Source organism: Devosia rhizoryzae, from assembly GCF_016698665.1.
Classification (GTDB): Bacteria; Pseudomonadota; Alphaproteobacteria; order Rhizobiales; family Devosiaceae; genus Devosia; species Devosia rhizoryzae.
The window spans coordinates 1520318-1536152 of the sequence record NZ_CP068046.1; the positions used below are offsets into that span (position 1 = coordinate 1520318).

The window sequence follows — 15835 nt, forward strand, 5'->3', positions numbered from 1 at the left end:
CCGCCTCCGGAGCCCGCAATAGTTACGCCCAGCACATGGGGTATACAATCGACGCAGGCAATCCTAACTAACTTTAACTCTTCGGTCCTGCCGCGTTGTGGCCCAACCGCAACAAATAACCGCTAGAATACGAACTCTTCCGCGTGCGCCACAGGAAAAAGCGCAGGCAGTGTCGCATCGAAGTGTGTTTCTTTCTTAAACCCATCGCGGCCGGGACGATACCGGTGCGCGACGGCGACGCGACCGCGGCGAATCAGCGTCACGAGGCGGCCGTTGGGACTAAGTCTGGTGAGAAGATCGGCGGGCTCAGCCTCCAATGCACCCTCGACGAGGATAACGTCGAAGCGCTGTTCAGCGAGGTCATCGACAGTGCCACTGACGATGGCCGCGTTGAGAACAGCGAGCGCGGCCAGATTGGCGCGGGCTTGATCGGCCAAGTTGGTATCGGTTTCAAGACCCGTGACATGATGGGCCAGCGATGCAAGGACGGCAGTGCCATAGCCGGTGCCTGCGCCAAGCTCGAGCACGCGGTCGGTCTCTTTAACGTCTGCGAGTTGCGCCAGGCGCGCGAAGATGGCTGGCGACGGCAGGAAGCGACCGTTCCCGAGAGCGTGGAGGTCGTCGATATAGGCGAGGCCGCGTCGATCTTCGGGGACAAAAATTTCGCGCGGCAGGCGCCCCATGCTGGCAAGGAGACGGCGCTCGGTGACGCCGGCGGCGCTCACTTGGCTGTCAATCATTGCCCTTCGAGCAGTGGTAAAATCGACCATGAAGAAGACATCCGGCGGAAAAGCATATGCCGGGCGTGAATATGCCACCGGGCTGCCGATGGCAACCACGGTGACAGCTTATGCACCTTAGCCGCGGATCAGCGCTTGGCTTGATCGTCCTTGTGCGGCTTGCCGTTGGTCGATTCTACCGGCTGGTCCTGCTGGGCGCCGTCGTAGCGGCGACCGAGATCATCGATGTTGTCGTCCTGCTGGTTGCCATCACCGGTTTCCAGAGGGGCTGGGGTGGATTTCGCCTTGTCCGCGCTCATGAGTTCACTCCTCGCTGTCATCTTGGCAACTGCTGGCAGGCCTTTGGTGTTCCATTTGGAAGAACAGCAAAGAGGGTTTGGCGATGCCGGACAAAGACAAAGACCAGCACGACGAAAAGCTACCACCGGCAGGCCCGCACGAGACGCCAGAGCTGACGGACAACGATAAGACGCCTGGGACGGGATCGCTGCCCGACGACACCGACGCCGAAAGCGATGTTGGTCCGGACTAGTGGGATTGTTCAAGCTCGGTTAACCGCCCCCTTGCATAAGGGCGAGGCGTCAAATACGTACTGGCGCCAGAGGCCGCGTGGCGGAGTGGTTACGCAGCGGATTGCAAATCCGTGTATTCCGGTTCGATTCCGGACGCGGCCTCCAGTTCCCCTGACAGCGTTGTAGCGATTGCGGCTTTGCCGCCAGCAGACTAGCGTCTTCTCGCTGCCCGGTTTTTTCCGAGAATCGATATGACCTCCCCTCCTCCCGCCGCTGGCCGGCGCGACTTTGGCCAGCCCATCATGGCTGGCGTACTTGCCGCAATCGTCGGCTATGCCAGTACGTTCACCGTGGTGCTGGCGGCACTGACCGCGGCGGGTGCGTCGCCGCAGCAGGCGGGCTCGGGACTGTTTTCGGTCTGCATCGCCATCGGCATCCTCAACATCGTGGTCGCCTGGCAGAGGCGCATTCCGGTGAGCTTTGCCTGGTCGACCCCGGGCGTGGCTTTTCTCCTCACCGTGGGCGAACCGGTAGGTGGGTTTCCCGCCGTTGCTGGTGCCTTCCTCGTGTGCGCGGGTCTGATCTTTCTCACGGCGTTTATCGGGCCTCTGGCGCGAGCGATCGCGGCAATTCCGGCCGCGCTGGCGAATGCCATGTTGGCGGGAATGCTCTTGAGCCTGTGCCTGGCGCCGATCACCGCAGTGGCGGAGATGCCGACCCTGGCACTGCCGATCCTTGCGGCCTGGGCGCTGGGACTGCGTTTTGCACGCCGCTATGCGGTGCCGATCGCCGTGGTTGTGACCGGGATCATCCTGGCGGCAACGACGCATCTGCCTGCCGGGACATTTGATGGGGCGTGGCCGACGCTGATGCCGGTTGTGCCGGCATTCACGCTCGATGCCATCATCCGGATTGGGCTGCCATTTTATGTGGTCACCATGGCATCGCAGAACCTGCCGGGGCTTGCGGTGATGCGGGCCAATGGATTTATGCTCGAGACGCGCCCGATCTTTGCCTTGACCGGTGCCGCAAGCGCCGCGACGGCGTTCTTTGGCGGACATACCAGCAATCTGGCGGCGATCACGGCGGCGATCTGCGCTGGACCCGAGGCACATCCTGATCCCGGCAGGCGCTGGCCCGCGCCGGTCGCGGCAGGATTTGCCTATTTCGTTCTTGGGCTGGCGGCGAGTGCGGCAGCGGCATTCATTGCTGCGTCGCCGCCGCTGTTGATCCAGGCGGTTGCGGGGCTCGCCCTGTTTTCAAGTCTGGCGACATCTCTGGCGGCAGCCTTGGCGGATGAACAGGTGCGATTGCCGGCCATTTTGACCTTTGTCGCGACGGCTTCGGGAATCACTATCGTGGGAGTGGGAGCGCCGTTCTGGGGGCTGGTGGGCGGCATTGTGCTTCTTTTGATGCTGCGCGAGCGCAAGGCGTCATGACCATCTATGCGGTTGTGCTGGCGGGCGGCCAAGGCAGTCGCCTCGGCGACGTCCGCAAGGCGGAGATACGGCTGGGCGGGCGGAGCCTGCTTGAGCGGGTGATGGAGCGCTTGCCGACGGACGTGCTGATTTCGACCGGGCACGGTAGGTCTTACTCGAAGTACACCTGTGTTTCAGATGGTCCTGGACCCGTTGGGGGGCCACTGGCAGGTCTAGCGGCAGCTGTGCTTTATCTCCGCGACAAAGCGTCTTCCGATGATGTGTTGATCTCAGCGGCGGTGGACACGCCGTTCCTGCCCGCTGATTTCGCCCATAAACTTATCGGCGGCTTGGCGTTCAATTTGGCTGCCTATGCCATCTGGGGCGACGAAGTGTATCCGACCAACGCTGCTTACCGGTTCGGTGCCATCGCCACCCTGCCGGAGCGACTAGCAGAATTGGGCAGTCCGAAAAGACTGCAGGCGGCGCTCCATGCCCAGGCTGTTCGTTGGGAAACAGACCAAAACCCCTTCGCCAATCTGAACACCCTTGCCGATCTCGTGACCCTCGCCCGGCGGGCTGAATGACAAGTTATTCACAAGACTTGCATTCGGGGCTTGGCAAAGCGGATCAGTTTGGGTACACGGACCTCGCCCTCGGAAACGGGGCGCAAGAAGTGTTCCGCGATAGCTCAGTTGGTAGAGCGTTCGACTGTTAATCGAATGGTCGCTGGTTCGAGTCCAGCTCGCGGAGCCAACCTTCCCCACAAGCGATAAAGCGCGATTGCCCTTCTTGGGGCATCGGAGTAGGACGGACCGAAGTCCGTTCTTGAAGTCTTTCCCATGACCAGCACCGTAGCCTCTTCCGCGCATGACGCGCAGCGCACTGCCCTGTCCATCATCCTGGCCGTCAGTGGCGCGCATCTGCTTAATGACCTGCTTCAATTTCTGCTGCCGGCGCTTTATCCGATGCTGCGGGAAACCTACGGGCTTTCCTATTTCCAGATCGGCATGCTGACGCTGGGGCAGCAGATCACGGCTTGCGTGCTGCAGCCGGCCTTTGGGCTCTCCGGTGACCTCAAGCCCAAGCCATATTGGCTGGCGCTGTCTATGGGGATCGTCGCGGCAGGTGTCGCCATGCTGGCAGCGGCAAACGGCTTCTGGTTGTTGTTCCTGGCGGCGGTCGTCATGGGAACGGGCTCGGCGCTGTTCCACCCCGAGGCATCGCGCGTGGCGCGAATGGCATCGGGCGGGCGGCTTGGCTTTGCGCAATCGCTGTTCCAGGTGGGCGGCAATGCCGGCACTGCCTTGGGCCCGCTGGCGGCCGCATTGATCCTTCTGCCCATGGGTCAGGGCAGCGTCTTCTGGTTTCTCGCGGTTGCCGTAGTGGGGTTCGCCCTTCTGACGTGGGTCGGGCAGTGGTTTGTCGAACACCAGCGGCAGGCGGCTAGCCGGCCCAGAGTGCCGGTGGCAAAGCCGGCGCTGAGCCGGCAGAGGCTGATCGTGGCCTTTGCCGTGATCGGCATGCTGCTGCTTAGCAAGTTCATCTATATTGAGGGCCTCAAGAGCTATTACGCTTTTTTCCTAATCGAAAAGTTCGGGCTTTCGGCGACCGAGGCGCAATATTATCTCTTTGCCTTCCTGGGCTCCGTGGCAGCCGGCACGTTCTTCGGTGGACCGATCGGGGATCGCTATGGCCGCCTTGCGGTGATCTGGGTGTCGATCCTGGGCGCCCTGCCCTTTACCCTGGCCCTGCCTTACCTCGATCTTTTCTGGACCGCGGTGATGAGCATCATGATTGGGCTGATCCTGAGCTCGGCCTTTTCGGCCATGGTGGTCTATGCTCAGGAACTGGTGCCGGGCAAAGTCGGGATGATCGCAGGCTTCGTCTTCGGCTTTGCGTTCGGCATTGGCGCGCTCGGTGCGGCGGTGATGGGTGCTTTGGCCGACTGGATCGGCATGATCGCGGTGTTCCAGATCTGCGCCTTCTTGCCAGCCCTGGGCATTCTCACCATCTTGCTTCCAAAGACGGCTGAACTTCATCCGGAAAGGAAAACCGCATGAATGACGACACGCTTTTCGGCGATGGCGAAAGCCAGATCACGCTGACGCGCAAGATTGAAGCGAATGTCTCGGACGTGTTCTCGGCCTGGACTGATCCGGCGCTGATCGAGCAGTGGCAGGTGGACGAGGCCGAGTTCGATGCCTTCGAAGGCGGCAGCTATCGCTTCGTGACCTTTGCCGATGAGGACGACGAGGCCGATCACGAGGTTTCGGGCGAGGTGCTGCAATTCGTCGAGGACGAGCGGCTGGTTCTGTCCTGGGTGCACAAGGATGAGGACGAGGAGCTGATCTTCGTGCTCGACATCGTCTTCCAGGCGCTGGGCAAGGACACGACCAATATCACCCTGACCGAGCGGGGCCTGGCTCATGCCGATGCGCAGACGCGCATCTTCTCAATGGAAGCGTGGAGTTCGGCGCTGGAACAGCTCGCCGAGCTGATGGAATAGTCTGAACCGGATCGCCATCGCGCGCGTATTGCTCCCGATGGTTCCGGAGTTCGCCTTGTGTCCAAAGCCCTTGTCTGGCTTCGCAACGATTTGCGCCTTTCCGACAACCCTGCCCTCGTCGCGGCCTTCAAGGAGGCCGATGATGTCACGGCGGTCTTCATCTTCGAAACGGACGAGGGAATTCGCGCACCCGGTGGGGCGGCGCGGTGGTGGTTCAATCGCAGCCTGACGGACCTGTCCGAGCGGCTGGCCGGGATCGGCGTGCATTTGCTGGTCGAGAAAGGTAAGGCCGAAACCGTGCTGCGGCGCGTGCTCAAGGACATTGGCGCCACGTCGCTGCACTGGAACCGGCGCTACCATCCCGCCGAACGCGCGCTGGACTCGCACATCAAAGAGCGGTTGGGCGAGGAGATTGCGGTCGAGTCGCATCCCGGCAATGTGCTGGTCGAGCCTTGGGACATCGCGACCGGCACGGGAAAATCGTATTCGGTCTATGGGCCGTTCTGGAAGAACTTGCGGGCTCTGGACATTGCCGAGCCGTTGCCTGCTCCGAAGGGCAAGGCCGTGCGGCACAAAAGGGTCGACGAGAACTATCGCGAGCCTAAATGGGCCAAGAAGTTTGCGCCTTACTGGACCATTGGCGAGATCGCGGCGCAGGACAAACTCGCCGCCTTCTTCGACGAGCGACTGACGGACTATCCGCAGGGGCGCGACTTTCCGGCCCTTGCCGCGACTTCGCACCTGTCGCCGCATCTACGGCATGGCGAAATCAGTCCGCGGCAGATCTGGCATGCTGCAAAGGCCTTTGCACATGCGCATCACGCGCAGACCGAGCGGATCAACAAGTTCCTGTCTGAGCTCGCCTGGCGCGACTTCAACTATCATCAGCTTTATCACCGCGACGACATCGTTCGCGTCGCCATGCATCCCAAATACGAAGGCATGAAGTGGCGGGACGCACCGGAGCAGCTCGAAGCCTGGAAGCGCGGGCGCACCGGCATTCCAATGGTCGATGCAGGCATGCGCGAGCTTTGGGAAACCGGCTACATGGAAAACCGGGTGCGGATGCTGACGGCGTCGTTCCTGTGCAAGAACCTGCTGATCGATTGGCGGGTCGGCGAAGAGTGGTTCTGGGACTGCCTTTGCGATGGCGATATCGCCAACAATCCGGGCAATTGGCAGTGGGTGGCGGGGAGCGGCATGGATGCCTCGCCCTTCTTCCGCATCTTCAACCCGGTAACGCAAGGCGAACGGTTCGATGCGGATGGCGACTATGTGCGGCGCTGGGTGCCCGAGCTGTCTGAACTGCCGGACAAGCATGTTCAGCAGCCTTGGGCGGCGCCAAAGGATGTGCTGGCGAAGGCCGGCGTCAAGGTCGGCGAGACCTATCCCGAGCCGATCGTGGATTTGAAGGAAACGCGGGAACGAGCTCTCGAGGCTGCAAAGGCCTTGTAGCTCCAGTAGACCTCATCCTGAGCCTGTCGAAGGACGAGGTCGTGGCAGGGTCTGGGTGAGCCCGAACTCGTGGTTCGAGACGCTGCGCTCCTCACCATGATGTCTCAGGGGCATCATCGGAGAACTTTGTTCTTCGAGAAGGGGCCCACGCAACCGTGCGTTGCGTCAAACATTTCCCACGAGAAATGCCTGCCTCACCCGTGCTCTCAGTCCTTGCCGCAGACGCCGCACGCTCCTACGGTAAGTCTCTGATCCACCCAACAAATCGATCCATGGCCAACCATCAAGATCTCCTTTCCGCCATCGGCAATACGCCGCTGATCCGCCTCAACCGCGTTTCGACGCTGACGGGCTGCGACATCTGGGGGAAGGCCGAGTTTTTGAACCCGGGGCAATCGGTCAAAGATCGGGCGGCGCTGTTCATCATCCATGATGCGGTGAAATCGGGCGCGCTGAAGCCGGGTGGCACGATCGTCGAGGGGACCGCCGGCAATACCGGTATCGGGCTAACGCTGGTGGCCAATGCGCTTGGCTTTAAATCGGTGATCGTCATTCCCGAGACGCAGAGCCAGGAGAAAAAGGACGCGCTGAGGCTTTACGGGGCCGAGCTGATCGAGGTGCCGGCCAAACCCTACAAGAACCCTAACAATTACATCAAGGTATCGCAGCGGCTGGCGGAAAAGCTCAATCGCGAGCTGCCGAATGGCGCTGTTTGGGCCAATCAGTTCGACAATGTCTCGAACCGGCGCGCGCATATCGAGACGACCGGGCCGGAAATCTGGAGCCAGACCAATGGCAGGATCGACGGGTTCATTTGTTCCGTCGGCTCTGGCGGGACGCTGGCCGGCGTGGCCGAAGCGCTGCGGTCGCGCAGCAAGGACGTCAAGATCGGGCTGGCCGATCCGGAAGGCGCAGCGCTTTACGAGTATTATGCGCATGGCGAGCTGAAATCTGCCGGCAATTCGATCACCGAGGGCATCGGCCAGGGGCGCATTACCGCCAATCTCGAGGGTTTGGTGATAGACCATCCCTACCGAATCTCTGACGCGGAAGCCCTGCCCTATATTTTCGACCTGCTGGAAAACGAGGGACTTTGCCTTGGTGGCTCGAGCGCCATCAACATCGCGGGTGCCGTGCGCCTGGCGCAGGATCTGGGGCCGGGCAAGACCATCGTCACGATCCTCTGCGACTATGGCAATCGCTACGCCAGCAAGATTTATAATCCTGAATTTTTGCGCTCCAAGGACCTGCCGGTGCCGGGCTGGCTCGAGGGGCGGACGCCGATCGATATTTCGAGCGTCATGGAAGCCGAGCCCGCCTAAGAGCCGCAGTTGTTTCGGCGCGTGCCGCTGATAAAGTGCCCGCACGGTTTTAGGGGCGCTCCTTGTTCGGCTTAGACGATCTTCTCCGCGCGGTTGTGGCGGACTTCCATCTTGTCGCGCTAATCACCGGCGCGCTTTATCTTCTGGCCCTGATCTGCGGCGTGCGCGAGGTGCTGAATTCGCGCACCTCGCAGGGCTCCATTGCGTGGCTCATTTCGCTGGCGCTGCTGCCCTTTCCCACAGTGCTGCTTTATGCGGTTTTCGGCTGGAAGCTTTTTGACGACTATGCCACCGACCGGGTGCAGAATGGCCGCGCCGATCGCCCGCTGCGCGCCAAGGACCTGGCGCTGATCGATCGGGAAACCGATGCTCAATGGCCGGTGCAGGTGGCGGTATCGGAGCTGCCATTTCTAAAGGGTAATGATGTTCAGCTCCTGATCGATGGGGCTGCCACCTTCGACTCCATCTTTGCCGGGATCGACGAGGCGAAGGAATATCTTCTCGTTCAGTTCTACATCGTGCGCGACGACGATCTCGGGCGGCAGCTGGCGGAGCGGTTGATCGCCAAGGCCAGGCAAGGCGTGCGGGTCTATCTGCTCTACGACGATGTCGGCAGCAATGGCATGCCCAAGCGCTATCGTCGGGAGATGCGCGAAGCGGGCGTGAAAGTCGCCGGCTTCAACCAGCGCCACAAGTTCCTGCGCTTTTACGGCCCGACCCGCATCAACTACCGCAATCACCGCAAGATCGTCGTGGTGGACGGCAAGGTGGCGTGGACGGGCGGGCACAATGTCGGCGTCGAGTATCTTGGTCAGGACCCAAAATTCGGCCGCTGGCGCGACACGCATGTGCGGGTGATCGGTCCGGCGGCTTTGGGGTGTGCGCTTCTGTTCCGCGAGGACTGGGAATGGGCAACGGGCGAAAAGATCGTCACGCCGCCGCCCGAAGTGTGGGAAGGCGAAGGCGACGAGCCGGTGCTGGTCATGGGCAGTGGTCCGGCCGATCAGCTCGAGGAATGCGCCATTGCCTTTACCGACCTGATCGGGCGGGCGCGGGAGCGCATCTGGATCGTCAGCCCCTATTTCGTTCCGGACACCGATATTCGGACGGCGCTCTACGCGGCTAAGCTGCGCGGGGTGGATGTGCGGATCATGCTGCCCGATGAACCCGACCACAAGATCGTCTGGCTCGCCAGCATTGCCCATGCCGATGCCATGGTCGAACACAATATCAGCGTTTATCGCTACACGGACGGCTTCCTGCACCAGAAGGTGGTGCTGATGGACGACCAGATGGCGACCGTCGGCAGCGTCAATTTCGACAACCGCTCCTTCGCCATCAATTTCGAAATCACGCTGTGGTTTCCCGATCCGGACACCATTTCAAGCGTTGAGGCGATGCTGCTCGACGACTTCGAATCGTGCCGGCAGGTCGGGATGGCAGAGGTTCAATCACGACCCTTCCCCTTCTATTTCATCACGCAGTTCGCCCGGCTGCTCTCCCCCCTGCTCTGAGTTTTCGATGACCGAATTCCTGTTTCGAGACGATGCTTATCTCAAGTCCTGCGATGCCAGAGTGGTGGCGATCTCGCCTGAGGGTGGCGTGGTGCTGGACCGAACGGTGTTCTACGCGACCTCCGGTGGGCAGCCTGGGGACAGCGGCAGGCTCGTGCGCGCGAATGGATCGACGATCCACATCGCGACCGCCGTCCATCCGGACGGCGACAAGCTGCAAGTCGTGCATGTGCCGGCTGAGGGTTCGGCCCGGCCGGAGGTGGGCGAAATGGTTCGAGCCGAGATCGACTGGGAAAAACGTTATCGGCTTATGCGCATGCATACGGCGCTGCACCTGCTGTCGGTGGTGTTTCCGTATCCGGTCACCGGTGGGCAGATCGGTGAGGACAAGGGGCGGCTCGATTTCGACATGCATGAAGTGCCGGAAAACCTGCAAGCCCTCGAAGACGAGCTTAACGCCATGGCGGCAGCTGACCATGCGGTCAGCACCGAATGGATCAGCGACGCCGAAATGGAAGCCAAGGCCGATCTCATCAAGACGATGAAGGTCAAGCCGCCCATGGGTCAAGGCCGGGTTCGGCTGGTGCAAATCGGCGATGTCGACCTGCAGCCCTGCGGCGGGACGCATGTGGCGCGCACGGGCGAGATCGGGCCGCTGGCACTGGGCAAGATCGAGAAGAAGGGCAAGCAGAACCGGCGCGTCAGCCTGCTGTTTGCCTGAACTACATAATCGGCGGGGCGTAAAGGAGGCCGCCATTGCTGTAGAGGGCGTTCTGCCCGCGCAGCATGGCCGCGCCGGTCTGTGGACCAAAGTGCCGGTCGTAAAGCTCGGAATAGTTGCCGACGGCGCGGATCGCGTCGGTCATGAAGGTTGGCCGAAGGCCAAGTGCCGAGCCGAAATCACCCTCTACGCCGAGCAGACGGCGAATAATGGGCGAGCGCGCCGCGGTCAAACTATCGATGTTGAGACTGGTGACGCCGAACTCTTCGGCGGAGATCAGCGTGAAAACGGTCCAGCGCACGATCTCGAACCAGGTAACGTCGTCTTCGCGCACCACCGGACCAAGGACCTCCTTGGTGATGCGCTCCGGAAGGATGCGATGCTGTGACGGGTCGGATAGCTCGCGGCGAATGGCCTGGAGCTGACGGCCCGAGGCTGAGACAACCTGGCAAAGCCCGGCGCGGTAGGCAACGGCCAGATCGGACTCTTCCTCGTAGACGACTTCAGTGAAACTGGTCTGGTTGGAAAAGAAGAACTCGTCTAGGGCCGCAAGTTCTCCCGACCGATCGGCAACGCAGATGGTGACGTCATCGAGTTCGTAGGCGGATACGACACCCAGTGACTGGGGCACCAGGAAAGCCTGACCGTCGAAGAAACTTGGCACCACGTAGCGGGCACCGAACTTGCTGTCGCGGGCGGCGGTCCAGGCGCCGTTGCGCATCAGGACGTCGACGGCTCCGGTTTGCAGCGGTGCAAAGCGGGCCTCGCCGCGATAGGAGCGGAATTCGATGAGGTCCGGATTGCCGAAGATGCCTGCGGCCAGTGCGCGGCAGAGGTCGACATCAAAGCCCGACCAGCGGCCATCGACATCCTGCTGCGCAAAGCCAGCCAGAGAATTGCTCGAACCGCAGATCAGGAAGCCGCGCTCGCGCACGGTGTCGAGCGTCTGTGCAGATGCGGGAAGTGTCAGTGTCAGGATGACGGCCAGCAGCAGCAATGGCCTCAGAATGTGATTCACGATGCCGGCTTTCTGTTCGGCGGGCATAATGGCAGGCGTGAAAAAGGGGTCAAGCCGATGATGGCTCGGCCCCCTGATTTTAGTCCACGCCATTCAAGCGTAGCTTTCATGGCCTGCTCACCTCAAATCGCTCCACTGGAGCGATTTGCCTTCGGACGATTCTCAGTGCAGGATCTGACTGAGGAAGAGCTTGGTGCGCTCGTGCTGCGGGTTGGAGAAGAAGGCTTCGGGCTCGTTCTGCTCAATGATCTGCCCCTGATCCATGAAGATGACGCGGTTGGCCACCTGCCGGGCAAAGCCCATTTCGTGGGTCACGCAGATCATGGTCATGCCCTCTTCGGCGAGGCTGATCATCACTTCGAGCACTTCCTTGACCATTTCTGGATCGAGCGCCGAGGTCGGTTCGTCGAAGAGCATGATGCGCGGCTGCATGCAGAGCGAGCGAGCGATGGCCACGCGCTGCTGCTGGCCGCCGGAAAGCTGGCCGGGGAATTTGTTGGCCTGCTCGGGGATTTTCACTCGCTCAAGATAGTGCATTGCCGTCTGCTCAGCCTCAGCCTTGGGCGTGCCGCGGACCCAGATCGGGGCCAGTGTCAGGTTCTGCAGGATGGTCAGATGCGGGAAGAGGTTGAAGTGCTGGAACACCATGCCGACTTCGCGGCGCACTTCGTCGATGCGGCGGAGGTCGGCCGTCAACTCGGTGCCGTTGACGATGATCTGGCCTTCCTGGTGCTCCTCAAGACGGTTGATACAACGGATCAGCGTCGACTTGCCGGAGCCGGAAGGACCGGCGATGACAATGCGCTCGCCTTCCATCACCTTAAGGTTGATGTCGCGCAGCACGTGGAAATCGCCATACCATTTGTGCATGTTGACAACGTCGATGGCGACGTTGGTCTTGGACACATGCATCTTGTTGGTGTCGATTTGACGGTCGATGATGGTTTCAGAAACCTGAGACATGGAGCTACCTCTTGTAGCCAGTGTTGAGCCGGTTCTCCATGTAGATGGAGTAGCGAGACATGCCGAAGCAGAAGACCCAGAAGACCATGGCGGCAAAGAGATAGCCGGTGGTCGCCGTGTTGGCCGACTGCCATTCGAGAGCGGTGTCATTCTTGGTTTTGACCGCTTCGAGCAGGTCTTTCATGCCGACGATGTAGACGAGTGACGTATCCTTGAAGAGCGCGATGGCGCTGTTCACGATGCCCGGGATCACGTGCTTGAGGGCTTGCGGCAGGATGATGAACCCCATCCGCTGCCAGTAGCCGAGACCCAGGGCCGCAGCCGCTTCATACTGTCCGCGCGGGATTGCCTGAAGGCCGCCGCGCACTACTTCGGCCATATAGGCAGAGGTGAAGAGCGTGACGCCGACAATGGCGCGGAGGAACTTATCGACCGTCGTGCCTTGCGGCATGAACAGCGGCAGCATGATCGAGGCCATGAAGAGAATGGTGATCAGCGGCACGGAGCGGATCAGTTCAATGAAGCAGATGCACACCGTCTTGATGATCGGCAGGTTGGATTGGCGGCCCAAGGCGAGCAGCACACCGATCGGGAAGGACAGCGTAATGCCAATGACCGAGATGATGAGGGTGACAAGGAGCCCGCCCCATTTTTCAGTCGGAATGTAGCGGAGCCCGAAGACACCGCCCGCCAGGAGAAAGTAGCTGATAACCGGATAGGCGACGAGGAAGAGCACCGCATTGGTGCGCTTGAACGGAGCCTTGGGAATTAGCAGCGGCGTCAGCAGCAAGGCACCCAGGGCAAAGACGATGTTGGGGCGCCATTGCTCGGGGATGTCGTAGAAGCCGTAGATGAAGAACTCTATTTCCGAAGAAATGTAAGCCCAGCAGGCGCCGGCGTTTTCCATGCGGCACTCTTCGACCGTGCCGTTGGGACCGACTGCATTGAAGATGGTCCAGCCGAAAAGCGGCGGGAGGATCCAAAGGAGAAAGAGGACGCCTAGCACCGTCAGAAGGCTGTCCACCGGATTGGCGAAGAGGTTCTTGCGCATCCAGGCGATCGCGCCGCTGGTGCGGTGCGGTGCCGGGCGGGCATCGACGAGGTCGGAGCGAACGTAACCGATATCCGTCATGGCGCGCTCCTACCGCTCAACCAGCCGCACGCGGCCATTGTACCAGTTCATCAGCGCCGATGTGGCGAGCGAGAGAACCAGGTAGACCAGCATGGTGATGGCGATGCACTCGATGGCGCGGCCCGTTTGATTGAGCGACGTGCCGGCGAAGACGTTGACCAGTTCGGGGTAACCGATTGCAGCGCCCAGCGACGAGTTCTTGGTGAGGTTGAGATACTGACTCGTGAGCGGCGGGATGATCACTCGCATGGCCTGGGGCACGATGACGAGGCGGAGCCGGTCATTGTCCTTGAGGCCGAGCGACTGTGCCGCTTCGGTCTGTCCATGATTCACCGACTGAACGCCGGCACGCACCGTCTCGGCGATGAAGGACGCCGTGTAGATGGTGAGGCCAAAGGCCAGGGCAACGAATTCGGGGGGCAGCGCCAGGCCGCCGGTGAAATTGAAGCGTTCGAGAACTGGAGGATCGAAGGCGACGCTGGCGCCGCTGACGAACCAGCCGATGGCTGTGATGCCGATCAGCAGAACAAGCGAGGTGAGGAACACCGGAAAGCGCTGGCCTGTGGCTTCAAGACGCTTGCGCGCCCAGCGGCGCATCAGGAACACCGCGGCTATGGCGATCGCGAAGGCAATCCAGACAAAGCCGAATTGCTCATCCGGAATGGGCCTCGGCACAAAGATGCCGCGCTGATTGATGAAGCTGTCATAAGGCAGGGCGATGGACTGGCGCACTGCGGGCATTGCCTTGAGAACGGCGAAATACCAGAAAAACAGCTGCAGCAGCAGTGGGATGTTGCGGATGACCTCGACGTAAACGGTGGCGAGGCTCGATATGATGAAATTGCTGCTGAGGCGGGCAATGCCGAGAGTGAAGCCGAGGATCGTTGCGAAAACAATGCCGATAAAGGCCACGAGCAGCGTGTTCAGGAGGCCGACGAGAAAGGCTTCCCAATAATAGGAGCCGCGTGACCAGGGAAGCAGCGAGAAGCTGATGTCGAAGCCGGCTGTCTTCCAGAGAAAGTCGAAGCCGGTGGTCTTGTTTTGCGCCGCGAGATTGGCCGCGGTGTTTCCAACGATCCAGACGATGAAGGCGATCAGAATAACCGCAACGACAACCTGGTAGATGATCCCGCGGATCACCGGATCGTTAAGAAAGCTCGCCCTTGGAGCCGATTGCGGCGCCGTATCGAGAGTGGTCATAAAATGGTGTCCCTTGGCCACTATGAGCCGCTGCGCGCCTTCAGGATGCGGCAGACGACGGAACAAAAGTCCGGCGCTCCAAAAAGAAGCGCCGGTGCATTTCGTTCAGCTTAGCGGATCGGCGGTGCGTACTGGATGCCGCCGTCGCGCCACAGAGCGTTCAGACCGCGTTCCAGGCCAATCGGGGTCTCAGGACCGACGTTGCGGTCGTAGACTTCGGCGTAGTTACCGACAGTCTTGACGATCTGGTATGCCCAATCCTTGGTGACGCCGAGCGGGGTGCCGAAGTCGCCTTCAACGCCGAGGAGGCGCTTGATGGCCGGGTTGTCGGAGCCGAGCATCTCGTCGACATTGGCCGAGGTCACGCCCAGTTCTTCGGCTTCGAGCAGTGCAAAGTAGGTCCAGCGCGCGAGGTTGAACCACTGGGTATCACCGGCGCGAACCACGGGGCCAAGGGGCTCCTTGGAGATAACTTCGGGCAGGATGATGTGCTCGGCAGGGTTGGCGAACTTGGAGCGTTCGGCGGCCAGAGCGGAAGAGTCGGTGGTGTAAACGTCGCAGCGGCCATCTTCGTAGGCCTTAACGACTTCGTCCTGGTCTACGAAGACCACGGTGTTGAAGTCCATGCCGTTGGCGGCAAAATAGTCGGCAGCGTTGAGTTCGGTCGTGGTACCGGACTCGATGCAAACGGCGGCGCCGGAGAGATCGAGAGCGGAGGGGATGCCATCTGCTTCGCGAACCATGAAGCCCTGGCCGTCATAGAACATGGTGCCAATGAAGCTGATACCGAGCTGGGTATCGCGGCTCATGGTCCAGGTCGTGGTACGCGAGAGAACATCGATTTCACCGGCCGAAAGAGCGGTAAAGCGCTCCTGGCTGGTCAGCGAGGTATAACGAACGGCGTCGGCATCGTTGAAGATCGCTGCGGCCATGGCACGGCAGAAGTCGACTTCAAGACCGGTCCACACATTGTTGGTATCGGGCGCCGAGAAGCCCGGAACGCCACCTGTCACGCCGCACTGGACATAACCCTTTGCCTTGACGTCGTCCAGAATTGCCGCGTTTGCGGCGGTCGCGCCGAGCCCCAGCGAGGCTGCGACTGCGATCGATACGAGCGCTTTTTGCATCTTTTTCCCTTAAGTTCCTGACCCTGTATTTCGGAGCCTATCAAGTTTGCCGAGGCCCCGAGCGCACCACCGCTTGTTTGCGGTTTGGATGCTGCTAAGCATGCAAGCCTCTATTGACCGTAACGTCAAGCGATTATGGCAAAATTGGGCAGCGGTTCTGTCGCTTTTTTAGCCAGAGCAGTCATGTGATCCGTTTTTGAGCAG

Annotated in this window: 16 protein-coding genes and 2 tRNA genes; 11 read left to right on the top strand and 7 right to left on the bottom strand. The window is 60.9% G+C overall.

Annotated features, from left to right (window positions below; genetic code table 11):
• Positions 1–122 precede the first annotated feature (122 nt).
• Together JI748_RS07540 and JI748_RS07545 are read right to left on the bottom strand one after the other, a co-directional pair.
• A complete protein-coding gene (locus JI748_RS07540; protein ID WP_201636500.1) occupies positions 123–839 on the bottom strand; it encodes a protein-L-isoaspartate O-methyltransferase family protein in 717 nt (238 codons plus the stop codon).
• 29 nt (positions 840–868) lie between these two features.
• Positions 869–1039 (bottom strand): hypothetical protein, encoded by a 171-nt coding sequence (locus JI748_RS07545; RefSeq protein WP_201636502.1) that lies wholly within the window; start codon positions 1037–1039, stop codon positions 869–871.
• Positions 1040–1122: 83 nt separating this feature from the next.
• Here JI748_RS07545 and JI748_RS07550 point away from each other — a divergent pair, with 83 nt between their 5' ends.
• The 11 genes from JI748_RS07550 (at position 1123) to JI748_RS07600 (ending at position 10191) form a co-directional block, all read left to right on the top strand.
• Positions 1123–1272 (top strand): hypothetical protein, encoded by a 150-nt coding sequence (locus JI748_RS07550; protein ID WP_201636504.1) that lies wholly within the window; start codon positions 1123–1125, stop codon positions 1270–1272.
• Positions 1273–1343: 71 nt separating this feature from the next.
• A tRNA-Cys gene (locus JI748_RS07555) sits at positions 1344–1417 on the top strand.
• An 86-nt stretch (positions 1418–1503) separates the two neighbouring features.
• Positions 1504–2691, top strand: coding sequence for a benzoate/H(+) symporter BenE family transporter (locus tag JI748_RS07560; RefSeq protein WP_233280633.1), 1188 nt, complete (start codon positions 1504–1506; stop codon positions 2689–2691).
• Positions 2688–3257 (top strand): molybdenum cofactor guanylyltransferase, encoded by a 570-nt coding sequence (gene mobA / locus JI748_RS07565; RefSeq protein ID WP_201636506.1) that lies wholly within the window; start codon positions 2688–2690, stop codon positions 3255–3257. The genes JI748_RS07560 and mobA overlap by 4 nt, the downstream gene beginning before the upstream one ends.
• A 93-nt stretch (positions 3258–3350) precedes the next feature.
• Positions 3351–3426, top strand: a tRNA-Asn gene (locus tag JI748_RS07570).
• An 86-nt stretch (positions 3427–3512) separates the two neighbouring features.
• Entirely contained in the window at positions 3513–4733 is a 1221-nt protein-coding gene (locus JI748_RS07575) for an MFS transporter (RefSeq protein ID WP_201636508.1), read from the top strand.
• Positions 4730–5179 (top strand): SRPBCC family protein, encoded by a 450-nt coding sequence (locus tag JI748_RS07580; RefSeq protein WP_201636510.1) that lies wholly within the window; start codon positions 4730–4732, stop codon positions 5177–5179. The genes JI748_RS07575 and JI748_RS07580 overlap by 4 nt, the downstream gene beginning before the upstream one ends.
• A 57-nt stretch (positions 5180–5236) precedes the next feature.
• On the top strand, positions 5237–6634 hold the full coding sequence (locus JI748_RS07585) for a cryptochrome/photolyase family protein (protein WP_201636512.1): 1398 nt from the start codon (positions 5237–5239) through the stop codon (positions 6632–6634).
• Between the two features lie 272 nt (positions 6635–6906).
• The gene (locus JI748_RS07590) at positions 6907–7956 is read left to right on the top strand and encodes a cysteine synthase A (protein ID WP_201636514.1); all 1050 of its coding nucleotides are present in this window, start codon (positions 6907–6909) and stop codon (positions 7954–7956) included.
• A gap of 62 nt (positions 7957–8018) precedes the next feature.
• Positions 8019–9470 carry a cardiolipin synthase gene (cls, locus tag JI748_RS07595; protein ID WP_201636516.1) on the top strand — a complete coding sequence of 484 codons (1452 nt, stop codon included), beginning with the start codon at positions 8019–8021 and terminating at the stop codon, positions 9468–9470.
• Between the two features lie 7 nt (positions 9471–9477).
• Positions 9478–10191 carry an alanyl-tRNA editing protein gene (locus JI748_RS07600; protein ID WP_201636518.1) on the top strand — a complete coding sequence of 238 codons (714 nt, stop codon included), beginning with the start codon at positions 9478–9480 and terminating at the stop codon, positions 10189–10191.
• 1 nt (position 10192) lies between these two features.
• Here the strand turns inward: JI748_RS07600 and JI748_RS07605 are convergent, their stop codons facing one another.
• The 5 genes from JI748_RS07605 to JI748_RS07625 all read right to left on the bottom strand — a co-directional run bounded on the left by JI748_RS07605 (position 10193) and on the right by JI748_RS07625 (position 15631).
• Positions 10193–11209 carry a transporter substrate-binding domain-containing protein gene (locus JI748_RS07605; protein ID WP_201636520.1) on the bottom strand — a complete coding sequence of 339 codons (1017 nt, stop codon included), beginning with the start codon at positions 11207–11209 and terminating at the stop codon, positions 10193–10195.
• A gap of 162 nt (positions 11210–11371) precedes the next feature.
• Positions 11372–12172 carry an amino acid ABC transporter ATP-binding protein gene (locus tag JI748_RS07610; RefSeq protein WP_325166906.1) on the bottom strand — a complete coding sequence of 267 codons (801 nt, stop codon included), beginning with the start codon at positions 12170–12172 and terminating at the stop codon, positions 11372–11374.
• Positions 12173–12176: 4 nt separating this feature from the next.
• A complete protein-coding gene (locus tag JI748_RS07615) occupies positions 12177–13304 on the bottom strand; it encodes an amino acid ABC transporter permease (RefSeq protein ID WP_201636522.1) in 1128 nt (375 codons plus the stop codon).
• Between the two features lie 9 nt (positions 13305–13313).
• Positions 13314–14504 carry an amino acid ABC transporter permease gene (locus JI748_RS07620; protein ID WP_201636524.1) on the bottom strand — a complete coding sequence of 397 codons (1191 nt, stop codon included), beginning with the start codon at positions 14502–14504 and terminating at the stop codon, positions 13314–13316.
• 110 nt (positions 14505–14614) lie between these two features.
• Positions 14615–15631: an amino acid ABC transporter substrate-binding protein gene (locus JI748_RS07625; RefSeq protein ID WP_201636526.1), complete on the bottom strand. Its 1017-nt coding sequence runs from the start codon at positions 15629–15631 to the stop codon at positions 14615–14617.
• Positions 15632–15835 lie beyond the last annotated feature (204 nt).

What these genes read in the sequence shown, in the direction of transcription:
- JI748_RS07545 (WP_201636502.1), bottom strand. Translation starts at nt 1,039, where the DNA reads ATGAGCGCGGACAAGGCGAAATCCACCCCAGCCCCTCTGGAAACCGGT.
- JI748_RS07550 (WP_201636504.1), top strand. Translation starts at nt 1,123, where the DNA reads ATGCCGGACAAAGACAAAGACCAGCACGACGAAAAGCTACCACCGGCA.
- JI748_RS07560 (WP_233280633.1), top strand. Translation starts at nt 1,504, where the DNA reads ATGACCTCCCCTCCTCCCGCCGCTGGCCGGCGCGACTTTGGCCAGCCC.
- mobA (WP_201636506.1), top strand. Translation starts at nt 2,688, where the DNA reads ATGACCATCTATGCGGTTGTGCTGGCGGGCGGCCAAGGCAGTCGCCTC.
- JI748_RS07575 (WP_201636508.1), top strand. Translation starts at nt 3,513, where the DNA reads ATGACCAGCACCGTAGCCTCTTCCGCGCATGACGCGCAGCGCACTGCC.
- JI748_RS07580 (WP_201636510.1), top strand. Translation starts at nt 4,730, where the DNA reads ATGAATGACGACACGCTTTTCGGCGATGGCGAAAGCCAGATCACGCTG.
- JI748_RS07590 (WP_201636514.1), top strand. Translation starts at nt 6,907, where the DNA reads ATGGCCAACCATCAAGATCTCCTTTCCGCCATCGGCAATACGCCGCTG.
- JI748_RS07600 (WP_201636518.1), top strand. Translation starts at nt 9,478, where the DNA reads ATGACCGAATTCCTGTTTCGAGACGATGCTTATCTCAAGTCCTGCGAT.
- JI748_RS07610 (WP_325166906.1), bottom strand. Translation starts at nt 12,172, where the DNA reads ATGTCTCAGGTTTCTGAAACCATCATCGACCGTCAAATCGACACCAAC.
- JI748_RS07615 (WP_201636522.1), bottom strand. Translation starts at nt 13,304, where the DNA reads ATGACGGATATCGGTTACGTTCGCTCCGACCTCGTCGATGCCCGCCCG.
- JI748_RS07620 (WP_201636524.1), bottom strand. Translation starts at nt 14,504, where the DNA reads ATGACCACTCTCGATACGGCGCCGCAATCGGCTCCAAGGGCGAGCTTT.
- JI748_RS07625 (WP_201636526.1), bottom strand. Translation starts at nt 15,631, where the DNA reads ATGCAAAAAGCGCTCGTATCGATCGCAGTCGCAGCCTCGCTGGGGCTC.